The organism is Rhodococcus sp. IEGM 27 (assembly GCF_033142305.1).
Lineage (GTDB): Bacteria > Actinomycetota > Actinomycetes > Mycobacteriales > Mycobacteriaceae > Rhodococcus_F > Rhodococcus_F oxybenzonivorans.
In genome coordinates, this window is sequence record NZ_JAWLSG010000005.1 from 32,812 (window position 1) to 48,382 (window position 15,571).

At 67.5% G+C, this 15,571-nt stretch carries 10 protein-coding genes and 1 tRNA gene; 6 read left to right on the forward strand and 5 right to left on the reverse strand.

From position 1 onward, the window contains the following. The first annotated feature begins 7 nt into the window (after positions 1–7). The 4 genes from R4P95_RS18040 to rdgB all read left to right on the forward strand — a co-directional run bounded on the left by R4P95_RS18040 (position 8) and on the right by rdgB (position 3,073). Positions 8–640 carry a rhomboid family intramembrane serine protease gene (locus R4P95_RS18040; protein WP_159921256.1) on the forward strand — a complete coding sequence of 211 codons (633 nt, stop codon included), beginning with the start codon at positions 8–10 and terminating at the stop codon, positions 638–640. 224 nt (positions 641–864) lie between these two features. Next, positions 865–1,623, forward strand: a complete 759-nt coding sequence (locus tag R4P95_RS18045; protein ID WP_213572640.1) for a cyclic nucleotide-degrading phosphodiesterase — start codon at positions 865–867, stop codon at positions 1,621–1,623. 45 nt (positions 1,624–1,668) lie between these two features. Further along, positions 1,669–2,454, forward strand: a complete 786-nt coding sequence (rph, locus tag R4P95_RS18050) for a ribonuclease PH (RefSeq protein ID WP_159921260.1) — start codon at positions 1,669–1,671, stop codon at positions 2,452–2,454. A 4-nt stretch (positions 2,455–2,458) separates the two neighbouring features. Next, a complete protein-coding gene (gene rdgB / locus R4P95_RS18055) occupies positions 2,459–3,073 on the forward strand; it encodes an RdgB/HAM1 family non-canonical purine NTP pyrophosphatase (protein WP_213572639.1) in 615 nt (204 codons plus the stop codon). Positions 3,074–3,229: 156 nt separating this feature from the next. Here the strand turns inward: rdgB and R4P95_RS18060 are convergent, their stop codons facing one another. The 5 genes from R4P95_RS18060 to R4P95_RS18080 all read right to left on the reverse strand — a co-directional run bounded on the left by R4P95_RS18060 (position 3,230) and on the right by R4P95_RS18080 (position 5,346). Beyond that, complete coding sequence (locus tag R4P95_RS18060) at positions 3,230–3,595, reverse strand: DUF3817 domain-containing protein (RefSeq protein WP_213572638.1); 366 nt, start codon at positions 3,593–3,595, stop codon at positions 3,230–3,232. Further along, positions 3,592–3,993 carry a transcriptional regulator gene (locus R4P95_RS18065; RefSeq protein WP_317746389.1) on the reverse strand — a complete coding sequence of 134 codons (402 nt, stop codon included), beginning with the start codon at positions 3,991–3,993 and terminating at the stop codon, positions 3,592–3,594. Before R4P95_RS18065 ends, R4P95_RS18060 begins: the two co-directional genes overlap by 4 nt. An 88-nt stretch (positions 3,994–4,081) precedes the next feature. Continuing rightward, positions 4,082–4,163: transfer RNA gene (locus R4P95_RS18070), tRNA-Leu, on the reverse strand. A 41-nt stretch (positions 4,164–4,204) separates the two neighbouring features. Further along, positions 4,205–4,690: an HNH endonuclease gene (locus tag R4P95_RS18075; RefSeq protein ID WP_249353841.1), complete on the reverse strand. Its 486-nt coding sequence runs from the start codon at positions 4,688–4,690 to the stop codon at positions 4,205–4,207. After that, a complete protein-coding gene (locus R4P95_RS18080) occupies positions 4,687–5,346 on the reverse strand; it encodes a hypothetical protein (RefSeq protein WP_317746388.1) in 660 nt (219 codons plus the stop codon). Before R4P95_RS18080 ends, R4P95_RS18075 begins: the two co-directional genes overlap by 4 nt. A 454-nt stretch (positions 5,347–5,800) precedes the next feature. On the opposite strand from R4P95_RS18080, the gene R4P95_RS18085 reads away from it, so the two are divergent. Both R4P95_RS18085 and R4P95_RS18090 read left to right on the forward strand, forming a co-directional pair. Next, the gene (locus R4P95_RS18085) at positions 5,801–15,142 is read left to right on the forward strand and encodes a type I polyketide synthase (RefSeq protein WP_213572635.1); all 9,342 of its coding nucleotides are present in this window, start codon (positions 5,801–5,803) and stop codon (positions 15,140–15,142) included. Positions 15,143–15,153: 11 nt separating this feature from the next. After that, positions 15,154–15,546, forward strand: coding sequence for a holo-ACP synthase (locus R4P95_RS18090; protein WP_109328781.1), 393 nt, complete (start codon positions 15,154–15,156; stop codon positions 15,544–15,546). Positions 15,547–15,571 lie beyond the last annotated feature (25 nt).

The following is a 15,571-nucleotide window of genomic DNA, read 5'->3' on the forward strand; positions in this document are numbered from 1 at the left end:
GTGGAGCATGACTTCGTCGATCGATCCGGTGCAGCCGCAGCAGAAGCGGCCGCTGTGGCTGCAGTCGGCCGTCGTGATCGGTGTCTTCACCGTCCTGCTGTACGCGATCGAGGTCGTCGACGTGGTCTCGGGCGAGGTCCTCGAGAGGAACGGGGTACTGCCGCGATCGGTGGACGGTCTGTGGGGCATTCTCTTCGCGCCCGTCCTGCACGACGACTGGAATCATCTGATCGGCAACACCATTCCCCTTATCGTGCTCGGTTTCCTCGTGCTGCTGTCCGGGGTGGCCAGAGGACTCGCGGCGACCGGGATCATCTGGGTGATCGGGGGTCTCGGCACCTGGCTGACAGGTGGCGCATTCGACAACCACATCGGATCCTCCATTCTGATCTTCGGATGGTTGGCGTATCTCCTGGTGCGTGGGCTGTTCACCCGGCATTTCGGCCAGATTCTGCTCGGTGTCGTGGTGTTCGTCTTCTACGGCGGCATGTTGTGGGGCGTACTGCCCAGCCAGCCGCACGTCTCCTGGCAAGGTCACCTCTTCGGCGCGATCGGGGGAGTGCTCGCCGCCTGGGCGCTCTCGGCGGACGCACGCAGAGAGCGCGCCCAGAAGTCGGTCGGGCCGCGTTCCCTCACCTGACTGTTGCCCGCCGGGATCATCACGCCCCGGCAGCGGGCGGTTGCCCACGGCGGCCCCCGCGGTAGTCGAGGGTCGGTCGGAGGAGGATACCGAGGGCGGCTTGCCTGGGCGAACACCGCCCGAATCTCGCGGCTAGGTCACAGTCGGTCATCAGTTGTGAAGTCGACGCGCCAATTCCGCCGGAAGCTTTTTCGGCAACGGGTCGCCATGGCAGCATGGCGGGTATGCGCATTACCGTCCTGGGGTGTTCAGGCAGCGTCTCCGGACCAGACTCACCCGCATCGGGCTATTTGTTGACGGCGCCGGACACTCCGCCGCTGGTAATGGACTTCGGGCCCGGTGTCCTCGGTGCTCTCCAGAAATTCGCCGATCCCGGTGAGGTGTCCGTGTTCCTCACCCACCTGCATGCCGATCACTGCCTGGACCTTCCCGGGCTGCTCGTCTGGCGCCGCTACCATCCGCACCCGCCGGAAGGTCGGGCCCTCGTCTACGGACCGTCCGACACCGCTCGCCGGATCGGAGTGGCGTCAGCGGAATGTGGTGGCGACATCGACGACATTTCCGACACGATCGAACTGCGCCACTGGGCGGACGGCGTTCCCGTCACCTTCGGTGACCTCACCATCACCGCCCGCCGCGTGAACCATCCGCCGGAGGCGTACGGACTCCGCGTGACCGACGGCACCGGCCGCACTCTCGTGTACACCGGTGACACCGGCATGTGCGAAGAAGTGGTCGAACTGGCCCGCGGGGCCGACGTCCTGCTCGCCGAGGCGTCGTGGACGCACAGCCCGGATCGGCCGAAGGGGGTGCATCTCTCCGGCACCGAAGCCGGCCAGGTCGCCCGCCGCGCCGAGGTCGGGGAACTGCTGCTCACCCACATCCCGCCCTGGACCTCGCGGGAAGATGTGATCGCCGAGGCCAAGGCCGAGTTCTCCGGACCCGTTCACGCGGTGACCGCGAGCGGCGTCTACGACGTCTGAAGCCGTGTGCCCGGGCTCTCGGACCGGACGACTAGGCTTTCGGCTGTGACAACACGAGATGACGGTAGGGCGGACGACGAACTCCGCGAGGTCAAGATCACCCGCGGCTTCACCACACACCCCGCAGGATCGGTGTTGGTCGAATTCGGCAACACCAGAGTGATGTGCACGGCAAGCGTCGAGGACGGCGTGCCCCGATGGCGTCAGGGCTCCGGGCTGGGCTGGCTGACCGCTGAATACGCGATGCTGCCCGCTGCCACCCACACCCGCAGCGGACGTGAATCCGTGAAGGGCAAGGTGGGTGGCCGGACTCAGGAGATCAGCCGATTGATCGGCCGTTCCCTCCGCGCGTGCATTGACCTCGCCGCCATCGGCGAGAACACCATCGCGCTCGACTGCGATGTCCTGCAAGCCGACGGGGGAACCCGCACCGCCGCCGTCACCGGAGCCTATGTCGCGCTGGTCGACGCAGTCACGTATCTGCGGGCGGCAGGCCGGCTCGCAGATCCGCAACCGATTTCCTGCGGAATCGCCGCGGTGAGTGTCGGCGTGGTCGATGGTCGTGTTCGACTCGATCTGCCCTACGAAGAGGATTCCAGGGCAGAGGTCGACATGAACGTGGTGGCCACCGACACGGGCACTCTCGTCGAGATCCAGGGCACCGGCGAAGGAGCCACCTTCCCGCGCAGCACCCTCGACAAACTTCTCGATTCGGCTCTGGCGGGTTGCGAGCAATTGTTCGAAATCCAGAAGACCGCACTGGAACTGCCGTATCCCGGCGTCCTGCCCGAACCCAAGGTCGTGGTGCCGAAGAAGAAGTTCGGGAGCTAGTCCGGTGCCGGGAACGCGGGTGCTGGTGGCCAGCCGCAACGCGAAGAAACTCCGGGAGCTCCATCGAGTACTCGACGCCGCGGGGGTAAAGGGTGTCGAATTGGTCGGTCTCGATGACGTACCTTCTTATCCCGAAGCTCCCGAGACAGGGGCGACATTCGAGGAGAACGCGCTGGCGAAGGCGCGCGACGGGGCTCGGGCCACTGGGTTGGCTTGCGTAGCAGATGATTCCGGCCTGGAAGTGGATGCCCTGAACGGCATGCCCGGTGTGTTGTCGGCGCGGTGGTCCGGCACGCACGGCCGCGACGAGGCCAACACGGCGCTGGTCCTCGCGCAGCTCGGTGACGTTCCCGACGACCGTAGGGGAGCGGCGTTCGTCTCCGCGTGCGCGCTGGTTGTGCCCGGTGGGGCGGAGACGGTGGTCCGCGGTGAGTGGCGGGGGACTATTGCCCGCGAGCCGGTCGGTGACGGAGGATTCGGTTACGACCCGGTGTTCGTGCCGGAAGGAAGCAGCCGCTCGGCAGCACAGTTGTCGCCGGAGGAAAAGGACGCGGCCTCACACCGGGGTCGCGCACTGACCCAGCTCATTCCCGCGCTGGCCAAGCTCGCCGAGAGCTGACGCCGTCGGGTACGACAAATGTGGACGGGAGGTTGTCATGTCTCCGATGATGGTGCCGCAAACACCGCTCGGATGGTTGGTCTACGTGATCGCTTTGATTACAGGTCAGCCGGTCATCATGTGACCGGCTGATCACGCCGACTATTCGAACACTGATCAGATCCCGAAGTCGGAACGGACCTGCTTGGTGCGCTGATGCTCCACGTAGAACGACAGGAACGGAATGGTCCCGGCGAGCAGAGTTCCGACGGTACGACCCGCGGGCCAGCGGACCTTGACTGCCAGATCCAGCGTGACCAGCAGGTAGACGAAGTACACCCAACCGTGCACCACGGCAATCCACGTGGGCAGATTCTCGACCTGGAAGATGTACTTGGCGACCATCTCCGCCGTGAGGACGAGCAGCCACACACCGGTGGCATAGGCAAGAATCCGGTAGCGCAGCAGCGCGGGAGCGATCTTCTTACGCTTGTCCGCGTCGACGACCGAACCGGACACAGTCTCGTCCTGACCCGTGCTCACGTGGTGCTCCTATCGTTCTCGCGAGCTGCCAGCTCGGCGAGATACTCGTTGTACTGCTGGACTTGGAGAAGTTCGAGGTCATCAGAACCGTCTTCGGCGGCGACTGCGTCGACCGTGGGACGAGGGGGAAGCACATCGGCCGGAATTTCCCGCACCTCGCCGGCTGCCTTCTCTGCCTCCGCCGGATCCGCGTCCTCGAGCTGCACGAAACGCCGATACGCATAGATGAAGAACGCCGCGAACAAGGGCCACTGGAACGCATACCCGAGGTTCTGACCGTTGCCCCCCACCGCCTCGAAGCGCTCCCACTGCCACCAACCCAGCGCAAGGCACGTCACAGCCCCGGCGACCACCAGCAGCACGAGTGCAGGTCGGCTTCGTCTACGGTTTCCGGACACGGTGACGACGGTACCCGAAACGGTGATTGCCCTGCTAGGAGAGGTGGGCGGTATGGGCGCGGTCACACGCCCACACCGACCCGAACCGTGCGCGAGGGGGGATTCGAACCCCCACGTCCATTGGACACCACATCCTAAGTGTGGCGCGTCTGCCCTTCCGCCACTCGCGCGCGAAGGACAGACTACGCCATCGGGTGAAGACTTCACTGGTTCACAGGTCGGGGTACGCGCTCCCGAAGTTGCGGTTGCGTCCCGCCCACGTTGCAGTCTGTGTGTGACAGTTGGGACAAAGGAAGCGGACCTCCTCCGGACGGGAATCGAGCGAGTCTCCACGGATGTGGTCGACGTGCAGAGTTAAAGGGCTTCCGCACCACTCCGCGTCCAGCCCGCAGATTGCGCACTTGTAGGGGACTCCGGCTTCGATCAGGGCGCGGCGCAGAAGATGTGGCTTAACCCGTGCGCTGCCGGGAGGGCGGCGAATCAGGATCTCCTCCCATGTCATTCGGTTCTTTGCCGGTTTGCCTTTCGTGTGCGCCTGGCCCGTAAAGTGCGTTGTATCGATGCCGAACTTCCGGATTCGGCGACTCAAATGTGCCTGCATTCCGCCGGACGGGCGTAGCCCGAGGAAACGGATGACGCCGGCCACGCTCGTCGATTCTGCGACCGCCTGCTCGAGAACCTCCCGGGTGTACTTCACCGTGCACCCGTAAGCCGTCGCTGAGCTCGCTGGTACCGCCAGATCGCGTGGGAGAGGGTGGCCGCGGTGACATCGAAACGGACGGCGGCGGCCGCGAGGAGTTCCTCGGCCATCGCATTCGTCACCTCCACCTCCGGTGCAACAGCGTCGATGACGAAATCCTGGAGGAGGCAACGGCTTTCGTGAGTGTGTACACCGAGTTGCACCACGAAGCACTCCCACGTGGCGCTGCCGAAACCGGCGATCTGGACGAGTGCAGAGCGGAGCACGTCGTCGTCCCGCAAGTCGGAGGACTGCCTGCATCCGGCGGCTACCAACGAGCGGGCGGCAAGTGCGACGGCCTCCGCCTTGGTGGTGTAGTTGCCCGGGACCCGCTGCCGGTTGCCCAGCACGGCGATCAGCTCCGCTGGGTCGTCGGCGTGCTCGGACAGGGCGCCGAGATCGTCGAGCGGCACGCCTCGGTGCGCGCGCCAGCGGCCTATGACGGCGCGCACCCCGGAAGCCGGCGTGCCGTAGGTGGCGCGGGCGGAGAACGCCGCGTCGAGCAGTCCGGCCTCGATCTCGCGCGGCCAGCCCTCCGTCCAGTGCGGCCATCCGTCCTGAGGTAGTTCCGCGGCGATGTAGTCGATCAGCTCACGAACGTGTGCAGTGCTCATTGTTCCCCCCGGAGAACGATGTGTGTGCGTCGATCGGCTCGAACGTTAGTTCGAGGGTCTGACAGGCTACGGAACCGAGTCGATTGGACACGGTGAGGTCACGGCGGATGGGCACGACCTAGGCGCTTCGTCAAGGTGGTAACAGATTGATAACGATTAATGTGAGGCTTTCCTCAGGTTCTAGGACGTCCTTGCACCGCTGCGTCCAGCGACGACGCGACCTACCCGAGAGTCACTTTTCGAACGCTCTGTGATCGACATCACGCGTAGGTGGCGCCATGTCGGGCTCATGGCGTTGCACTCGCCGCGAACGTGAGGAATTCCTCATGATTCTGTGTCAACCTTGTACAGCCCGGAAGTGCTGATCAGAGCCGATGCAGCAGGCACACGATGCCGAGGGCGGCAGACCAGCAATCCCACCTCCCCGTAGGGGTGACCAGGAGAGGACTTACGCGTGACGATTGACGACACGACACCCGCAGGAAATGGAAGAAACTCGAAGGGTTCGCGGCGCATCGGCGTAGACCGGGACGACACTCGGTCGTCGAGCAAGACCACACTCGCCGACCGTCTGGTCGGCGGCGAATCGTATGCCCTCGCCTTCGGTGGCCAGGGCGCGCCCTGGCTGAGCTCGCTCGAGGAGCTGAGCCGCGACAACGGTCTCGAGCCGGCTTTGACCAAGCTCGTGAACGAGGCCGCCGAGTACCTCGCCCCGGTGGCGCAGGAGCTGCTCGTCGTGCGTCCGGTCGGATTCGACCCCATCGCGTGGATCCTCGAGCAGGAACTCGCCGACGAAGAAGACGGTGCCCCGGCGGCCGGACCTTCTGCCGCTGCTCTCACGTCTGCAGCAGTCTCCCTTCCCGGTGTCTTCCTGACACAGATCGCCGCGCTGCGTGCGCTGGCGGCGCAAGGCCTCGATCCCACCGTGACGGCACCCGTGTCGGTGATCGGCCACTCCCAAGGACTTCTCGCTGCGGAGGCCGTTGCGACCTCCGGCAACAAGGACGGCGAACTTCTCGCCCTCGCTCAGCTGATCGGTGCCGCTGCCGGACTGGTGGGTCGTCGTCGCGGAGTGATCTCTGCGGCCGACTCCACCCCGATGCTTGCCGTGTCCAACGTCGACCCGGCGCGCCTGCGTCAGATCGTCGAGGAGCTCGCCGAGGGCCTCGAGCCCGAGCGCGCCGCTGTACTCGGCATCCGTAACGCCCGGCGCCGCGTCGTGCTGTCCGGCCCGCCGGCCCAGCTGGCACGGGTGCAACAGCGCTGCGAGCAGATCGAGGCGGACGAAGCCCGTGAGCGCGACGCCAAGAAGCGTGGCGGCTCCATCTTCTCGCCCGTGTTCGAACCGCTCCCGGTCGAAATCGGTTTCCACCACCCGGCGCTCGCGGAGACCGTCGATATCGTCGGCCAGTGGGCCGCTCGTTGCGGTCTCGACGAAGACAAGGCTCGCGCCCTCACGAGTGCCTGCCTCGTCGACCCCGTCGACTGGGTCGAGGCCGTCGACAGCACCATCGACGCCGGCGCCTCCTGGATCCTCGATCTCGGACCCGGTGACCTCCTCACCCGCATGACGTCGGCCAGCGTGCGCGGGCAGGGCGTCGGCATCGTCGCCGCTGCCACCCGCGGCGGCCACCGCAACCTGCTCACTCCGGGTGCGGCACCCGAGGTGCCCGCTGCGTGGACCGAATTCCTTCCGAAGCCGGTCGCGCTGCCCGGCGGACGTATCGGCGTCGAGACCGCATTCACCAAGCTGACCGGTCGTTCGCCGATCCTGCTCGCCGGCATGACCCCCACCACGGTCGACCCGAAGATCGTCGCCGCAGCTGCCAACGCAGGCCACTGGGCCGAGCTCGCCGGTGGTGGCCAGGTGACCGAGCAGATCTTCGCCGACCACGTCGAGGAGCTCACCGGGCTGCTCGAGCCGGGTCGGGCCGTGCAGTTCAACTCGATGTTCCTCGACCCCTACCTGTGGAAGCTCCACGTCGGTGGCAAGCGCCTCGTCCCCAAGGCCCGCGCCGCCGGTGCCCCGTTCGACGGCGTCGTCGTCACCGCCGGCATCCCGGAGCTCGAGGATGCCGTCTCGATCATCGGGGACCTCACCGAGGCCGGGTTCAGCTACATCGCGTTCAAGCCGGGCACGGTCGCGCAGATCCGTTCGGTGATCCGCATCGCCAACGAGGTTCCCTCGTTCCCCGTCATCGCCCACATCGAGGGCGGCCGCGCCGGTGGTCACCACTCGTGGGAAGACCTCGACGACCTGCTCCTCGACACCTATGCCGAGCTGCGTACCCGACCGAACCTGGTCCTGTGCGTCGGTGGCGGCATCGGCACGCCGGAGCAGGCTGCCGACTACCTGACAGGCCGCTGGTCCGTCGCGCACGGCTTCCCCGCGATGCCGCTGGACGGCATCCTGGTCGGTACCGCGGCCATGGCCACCCTCGAGGCGACCACGTCTCCCGAGGTGAAGCAGCTCCTCGTCGACACCCCCGGTACCGCGGACTGGGTCGGTGCGGGCACCGCCGAGGGTGGCATGGCCTCCGGCCGTAGCCAGCTCGGCGCCGACATCCACGAGATCGACAACGCTGCGTCCCGCACGGGCCGCCTGCTGGACGAGGTTGCCGGTGACGCCGACGCCGTTGCCGCGCGTCGCGACGAGATCATCGAGGCACTGAACGTCACGGCGAAGCCGTACTTCGGCGACGTCGAGACGATGACGTACGAGCAGTGGCTGCGCCGCTACCTCGAACTGGCCGTCGGCATCGACGCCGCGAAGGCATTCGACTGCGGTTCCGACCTGCAGGACGCCATCGACGAGGCCACCACCAGCCCCTGGATCGACATCACCTGGCGCAAGCGTTTCGGTGAGATGCTGCAGCGCACCGAGTCGCGTCTGCACCCGGTCGACCGCGGACCGATCCCCACCCTGTTCGCTGACGACGCGATCCTGGAGCGTCCCGAGGCTGCCATCTGCGCACTGCAGGCTCAGTACCCGGACTACGCGACCACGGTTCTGCACCCCGCCGACGTGTCGTTCTTCGTCTCGCTCTGCAAGACGCCCGGCAAGCCGGTCAACTTCGTTCCCGTGGTGGATGGTGACGTCCGCCGCTGGTGGCGCTCCGATTCGCTGTGGCAGGCGCACGACCCCCGCTACACCGCGGACCAGGTCTGCGTCATCCCCGGCACCGTCGCCGTCGCCGGCATCACGCGCGTCGACGAGCCCGTCGGTGAGCTGCTCGACCGCTTCGAGAAGGCCACCTACGACGAGCTGGTCACCGCCGGTGCGTCGCCGCTGTCGCTGCTCGCGCGCCGTCATGCCGACATCGCGCGGGGCCTCCTCGACACCGTCCTGTCGGCTCCCGACATCCAGTGGGCCTCGCGCCTGACTCTGAACCCGGTTCGCCGGCTCGGCGACCTCGACAAGTGGTCGGTCGAATCCGACACCCGCGCGGTGCACGAGACCACCGGTGCCGAGCTCTCCGTGATCGGCGACCAGCAGGTGCTCCTCACTGTTCCGCTGGTGGCAGGCAAGTCCGTCCAGATCACCATCACCGTTCCGGCCTCCGTCGCGGACGGTGGCGCACCCCTGGTCACCGAGGCCGATGCCGAGAAGTCGATGACCGCACTCCTCGCGGTCGCGGCCGGTCAGGAACTGCCTGCCGTCAAGAACGGTGTCGCTCGCCTCAACCTGGCTTGGACCCCGGATCTGATCGCCGACCACGCCGGTGTCACCGGTTCGGGTCTGCCCACGACGCTGAGCGTCAGTGGCAAGGCGGTCCCGGACGTGGTCGTCGGCGCCTGCTGGCCGGCCGTGTTCGCCGTGCTCGGTGCCGCGAAGACCGAAGACTCTCTCTCGGTCATCGAAGGCATGCTCGACCTGGTCCACCTCGATCACAGCGTCGACTTCGTGGGTGAATTGCCTTCGGAGACCAGCATTCTCGTCGTCAAGGCCGAGGTCGCCTCGGTGCTCGACACCGACCTGGGCCGCGTCGTCGAGGTCAAGGTCGAGGTCGGCGCGATGCTTGGTGAGGGCCTCGACGCCCCCGCCGTCGTCACCCTCTCGGAGCGCTTCGCCATCCGCGGCCGCACCGGCAAGGGCGAGCTGTCCGATCCGCCCCGCGCCGGTGGTTCGCTCAGTGACGAGGCCGTGGACACCCCGCGTCGTCGTCGCCGCGACACCACCATCGTCGCGCCCCGCAACATGGGCTCCTTCGCTCAGGTGTCGGGTGACCACAACCCGATCCACACCTCCGACAACGCCGCGCTCCTCGCCGGCCTCGGCAGCCCGATCGTGCACGGCATGTGGCTCTCGGCCGCAGCCCAGCAGGTCGTCACCGCCGTGGACCCGGCCGAGACCAAGACGCCGCCGCGCCGTCTCACCGCCTGGACCGCCCGCTTCCTCGGGATGGTCCGTCCCGGCGCCGAGATCGACGTCCGCGTCGACCGCGTCGCCGTGGACCGTGGCGCCGAGATCGTCGAGGTCGGGTGCCGCATCGACGGTGAACTGGTGATGGTCGCAACGGGTCGCACCGCGGCTCCGAAAACCGTCTACGCGTTCCCCGGACAGGGCATCCAGCGTCCCGGCATGGGCCTCGACGCCCGCGCCCGCTCCAAGGCCGCCCGCGAGATCTGGGACCGCGCCGACAAGCACACCCGCAAGGCTCTCGGATTCTCGATCCTCGCCGTGGTCCGCGACAACCCGACGGTCGTCAAGGCCCGGGGCGTCGAGCACAAGCACCCGGACGGTGTCCTGCACCTGACCCAGTTCACCCAGGTCGCGATGGCGACGCTCGGTGTGGCTCAGGTCGCCGAGCTCCGCGAGTCCGGTGCCTTCGTCGAGGGTGCCTTGCTCGCAGGCCACTCGGTCGGTGAATACAACGCCCTCGCGGCGGTCGCCGGTGTGCTTCCCCTGGAAGCCGTTCTCGAGGTGGTCTTCCAGCGTGGTTCCGCCATGCACGCCCTGGTGCCGCGTGACGAGGCCGGGCGCTCCGACTACCGGATGGCCGCTATCCGGCCGTCGCAGATCGGTCTCGCGGACGAGGACGTCGAGTCGTTCATCGGTGAGATCGCCGCGGCAACAGGCGAATTCCTGCAGGTTGTGAACCTGAACCTGCGTGGCTCGCAGTACGCCATTGCGGGCACGGTGGCCGGACTCAACGCGCTCGAGAAGGAAATCGATGTCCGCCGTGAGGCTTTCGGCGGCAAGCGCGCCTACATCATGGTCCCGGGCATCGACGTCCCGTTCCACTCGACGGTTCTGCGCGGCGGTGTCGACGACTTCCGTGGTCGCCTCGAAGAACTGCTTCCGCAGGACATCGATCCGGCCATTCTGATCGGGCGTTACATTCCGAACCTCGTGCCGAAGCCGTTCTCGCTGAAGCGTGAGTTCGTGCAGGAGATCGCGGACCTCGTGCCGTCGAAGCCGCTGCAGAAGGTCTTGAAGGACTTCGACTCGTGGGCGGCACAGCCGTCGCAGCTCACGCGCATCGTGCTCACCGAGCTTCTGGCCTGGCAGTTCGCGAGCCCGGTCCGGTGGATCGAGACGCAGGACCTGCTGTTCGCCGACGAGTCCGAAGGTGGATTGGGTGTCGAGCGCTTCGTCGAGATCGGTCTGGGCTCCGTCCCGACCGTCGCGAACCTCGCCTCGCAGACCCTCAAGTTGCCGGGACGCTTCGGCTACCCGGTCGAGGTCCTCAACATCGAGCGTGAAGCCGCCATCGTGTACTCCACCGACGTGGATCCGGCGCCGGTCGAAGACGACGAGCCGGCAGCACCGGCAGCTGAGGCGCCCGCCGCGTCGGCAGCCCCCGCTGCCGCTCCGGCCCCCGCGGCAGCCCCCTCGGGCGGTCCGCGTCCCGACGACATCGCCTTCAAGGCAGCCGACGCCACCAAGGTTCTGATCAGCCTGTGGACCAAGCTGCGTCCCGATCAGGTCGGCCCCGTCGACACGATCGAGGCTCTGTGCGACGGCGTGTCCTCGCGGCGCAACCAGCTGCTCGTCGACCTCGGTTCCGAGCTCTCGCTCGGCGCGATCGACGGTGCCGCCGACGCCGACATGGGCTCGCTGGCTGCCACGGTCGACTCGCTGGCCCGTACGTACAAGCCTTTCGGCCCGGTGCTGTCCGACTCGATCAACGATCACCTCCGCAAGGTCTTCGGCCCGTCGGGTCGACGTCCGGCGGCCATCGCGGACCGAGTCAAGAAGGTCTGGGAGCTGGGTGACGGCTGGGCGTACCACGTCACCGCGGAGGTGGCGCTCGGAACCCGCGACGGTTCCAGCATCCGCGGCGGTGACCTGGGCGGCCTCGCAGGCGGCGGTCTCGCCGACGGCGCCGCAGTAGACGCTGTCATCGACAGCGCAGTCGCCGCAGTGGCCTCGCGCCGTGGGATCAGCGTTTCGCTCCCGGCCACGGGTGGCGGAGCCGGTGGCACCGTCGACGCCGCGGCACTGGGTGAGTTCACCGAGCACATCACGGGCCGCGACGGCGTGCTGGCCTCGGCCGCCCGCCTCGTGCTCGAGCAGCTCGGTTTCGCCGGTGACACGGCGACGGCAGCGGCGCCCACCGACACCGAACTCGTCGACCTCGTGTCCGCGGAACTCGGTTCGGACTGGCCGCGACTGGTGGCTCCCGCATTCGACGGAAAGCGGGCGGTCCTGCTCGACGACCGCTGGGCCTCCGCCCGGGAGGATCTGGCCCGTCTGTGGATCGACGCGGCCGGCTCGGGATCGCTCGAGATCGAAAGCTTCGCCGGTGCAGGCAAGTCCGTTGCGGCGCAGGCCGCATGGTGGCAGGCCCGCGCTACCGACGAGGGTCGCGCGGCTCTGGCCGAGAAGTACGGGCGTATCGCCGCGGCGGCAGCCGCCATCGGTTCGGAGGCGGCAGTCGTCGTCACCGATGAGACCCCGGAATGGGCAGACCAGGTCGCCGTCGTTACCGGTGCCAGCAAGGGGTCCATCGCGGCCGCGGTCGCAGGCAAGCTCCTCGCGGGCGGCGCGACGGTCTTCGTGACCACCTCGCGTCTCGACGACAAGCGTCTCGGCTTCTACCGCGACCTCTACCGCCGCAATGCTCGCGCCGGTGCCGCCCTGTGGGTGGTTCCCGCGAACATGGCGTCGTACACGGACATCGACGCGCTCATCGAGTGGATCGGTGAGGCCCAGTACGAAACGGCCGGTGGATCGAAGAAGCTCGTCAAGGAAGCGGTCACCCCGACCTTGCTGTTCCCGTTCGCCGCTCCCCGCGTGGCCGGCGACCTGGCCGACGCCGGCGCCCGCGCCGAAATGGAGATGCGAGTTCTCCTGTGGTCGGTGGAACGCCTGATCGGCGGACTGTCGAAGATCGGCTACGACCGTGACGTCGACACTCACCTGCACGTAGTTCTGCCCGGCTCCCCGAACCGCGGTCTGTTCGGTGGTGACGGCGCTTACGGCGAGGCGAAGGCCGCGCTCGACGCAGTGGTCGGCCGCTGGAAGGCCGAGCGCAACTGGGCCGAACGCGTCACCCTGGTGCACGCTCTCATCGGATGGGTTCGCGGAACCGGACTGATGGGCGGCAACGACCCGCTCGTCGAGGCCGTCGAAGGTGCCGGAGTCCGTACCTGGTCCACCCAGGAAATGGCCACCGAGCTGCTGCAGTTGTGCGAGCCCGAGGCACGTCGCCTCGCGTCCGCCGAGCCGCTCGCCGCCGATCTGACCGGTGGGCTCGCCCAGGCGAACCTGGACCTGCCCGCGCTGGCGAAGCAGGCTCAGGAAGCTGCTGCTGCCGAGGCCGACGAGGACACGGCCGAGCTCGACACCATCGCGGCTCTGCCCGCCCCGCCGCGGGTCTCGGAGTCGGCGGCACCGGCCTGGTCGGGAGTCACTGCGGCCCCGGAGGACCTCGTGGTCATCGTCGGTGCCGGTGAGCTCGGACCGTTCGGCTCCTCGCGTACCCGCTTCGAGATGGAGGTCGACGAAGAGCTTTCGGCGGCAGGCGTTCTCGAACTCGCGTGGAACACCGGACTGATCGTGTGGGAGACCACACCGTCGCCCGGGTGGTACGACGCCGAGACCGGGGAACTGGTTCCGGAAGCCGAGATCGCGGACCGGTACCACGACACCGTCGTCGAACGGTGCGGCATCCGCCGCTACGTGGACGAAGGCGCGATGGTCGATAACACCGCACCGCTGCTCACGTCGGTCTTCCTCGACAAGGACCTGAGCTTCGTCGTCAGCACCGAGGCGGAGGCACTGGCGTTCGTCGAGGCCGATCCGGACAACACGGTCGCGACTCCGGTCCCGGACAGTGGGGACTGGCAGGTCACCCGCCGGGCCGGTACCGAAATCCGCGTGCCGCGCAAGATGAAGCTCACGCGCAGCGTGGGTGGTCAGATCCCGACCGGATTCGACGTCACGAAGTGGGGCATCCCCGCCGACATGGCCGACTCCGTCGACCGCGTGGGCCTGTGGAACATCGTCGCCACGGTGGACGCGTTCCTCACCGGTGGGTTCACGCCCAGCGAACTGCTGCGGTGGGTGCACCCCTCGCTGGTCGCCAACACCCAGGGCACCGGCATGGGCGGCATGAGCTCGATGAGGTCGCTGTACATCGACACGCTGCTCGGTGAGAACCGGCCGAACGACATCCTGCAGGAAGCTCTGCCGAATGTTATTGCGGCGCACGTCGTCCAGTCCTACGTCGGCGGTTACGGCGCCATGGTCCACCCGGTTGCGGCGTGCGCCACGGCTGCGGTGTCCGTCGAAGAGGGCGTCGACAAGATCAAGCTCGGCAAGGCGCAGTTGGTCGTTGCCGGTGGCTTCGACGACCTGAGCACGGAAGGCATCATCGGATTCGGTGACATGTCCGCCACCGCGAAGACCGACGACATGCACGCCAAGGGAATCGAGGATCGCCGCTTCTCGCGGGCCAACGATCGTCGACGCGGCGGATTCGTGGAGTCGGCCGGCGGCGGCACGATCCTCCTCGCTCGCGGTGACGTGGCACTCGAGATGGGCCTGCCCGTCCTCGGTGTGGTTGCCTACGCCAGCTCCTTCGCGGATGGTGTCCACACATCGATCCCGGCTCCCGGAATCGGTGCGCTCGGTGCAGGTCGTGGGGGAGCGAATTCGCAGCTCGCTCAGTCCCTCGGCAAGCTCGGTCTCGGTGCCGACGACATCTCGGTGATTTCCAAGCACGACACGTCCACCGCGGCCAACGATCCCAACGAGGCGGAGCTGCACGAGCGCCTCGCCGGGGCCCTCGGCCGCAGCGAAGGTGCGCCGCTGTTCGTCGTCTCGCAGAAGAGCCTCACCGGACACGCCAAGGGTGGTGCCGCAGCATTCCAGCTGATCGGTCTCTGCCAGGTGCTGGACAACGGTGTCGTCCCGCCGAACCGCAGCCTCGACTGCGTCGACGAGAAGATGGCCGAGTTCGAACACCTCGTGTGGGCTCGGGAGCCGCTCCGATTCGGTGAGCAGTTCCCCCTGAAGGCCGGTCTGCTCACGAGCCTGGGCTTCGGTCACGTCTCCGGACTGATCGCCGTGGTGCACCCGCAGGCGTTCGTCGAGGCAGTCCCGGCGGACAGGCGGGAGGCGTACCTCGCGCAGGCACGCAAGCGCTCCGTCGAGGGTCAGCGTCGTCTGGTGAAGGCCATGGTCGGTGGCGGCAGCCTGTACGAGCGTCCTGCCGATCGTCGCTTCGGCGGCGACAGTGTGCCGGCCGCAGCGTCCCGTCAGCTGGAGGCGGACGTCCTGCTCACCGAGGCGGCACGCCTGGGAGCGGACGACGTGTACAGCTCGGGTCTGCCCGGCTGCAAGTAGGAACAGGATCGATGGGAGTTCTGGGAATCGGCTTCGACCTCGTCACGGTGTCGGAGTTCGCCGAGCAGCTGGACCGGCCAGGTACGGCAATGCTCGACAACTTCACACCGGGCGAACGTCGAGACGCCGTGACCCGGAGCTCCGATCCGGCTCGGCATTTCGCGGCCCGATGGGCGGCGAAGGAGGCAGTGATCAAAGCATGGTCCACGGCCAACTTCGCCAGCCCGCCGGTGCTGCCCGAAATGATCCACCACCTGATCGAGGTGGTGACGGATGCGTGGGGACGGCCGAGCATTCGCTTACGCGGAGACGTCGCCGAGCATCTGACGGACGTGAAGATTCATATCTCGCTCACGCACGACGGCGACACCGCTGGTGCATTCGCGGTGATCGAAGCGGCGTAGGCGCTCCGCGCCCATGCGCCTTTCT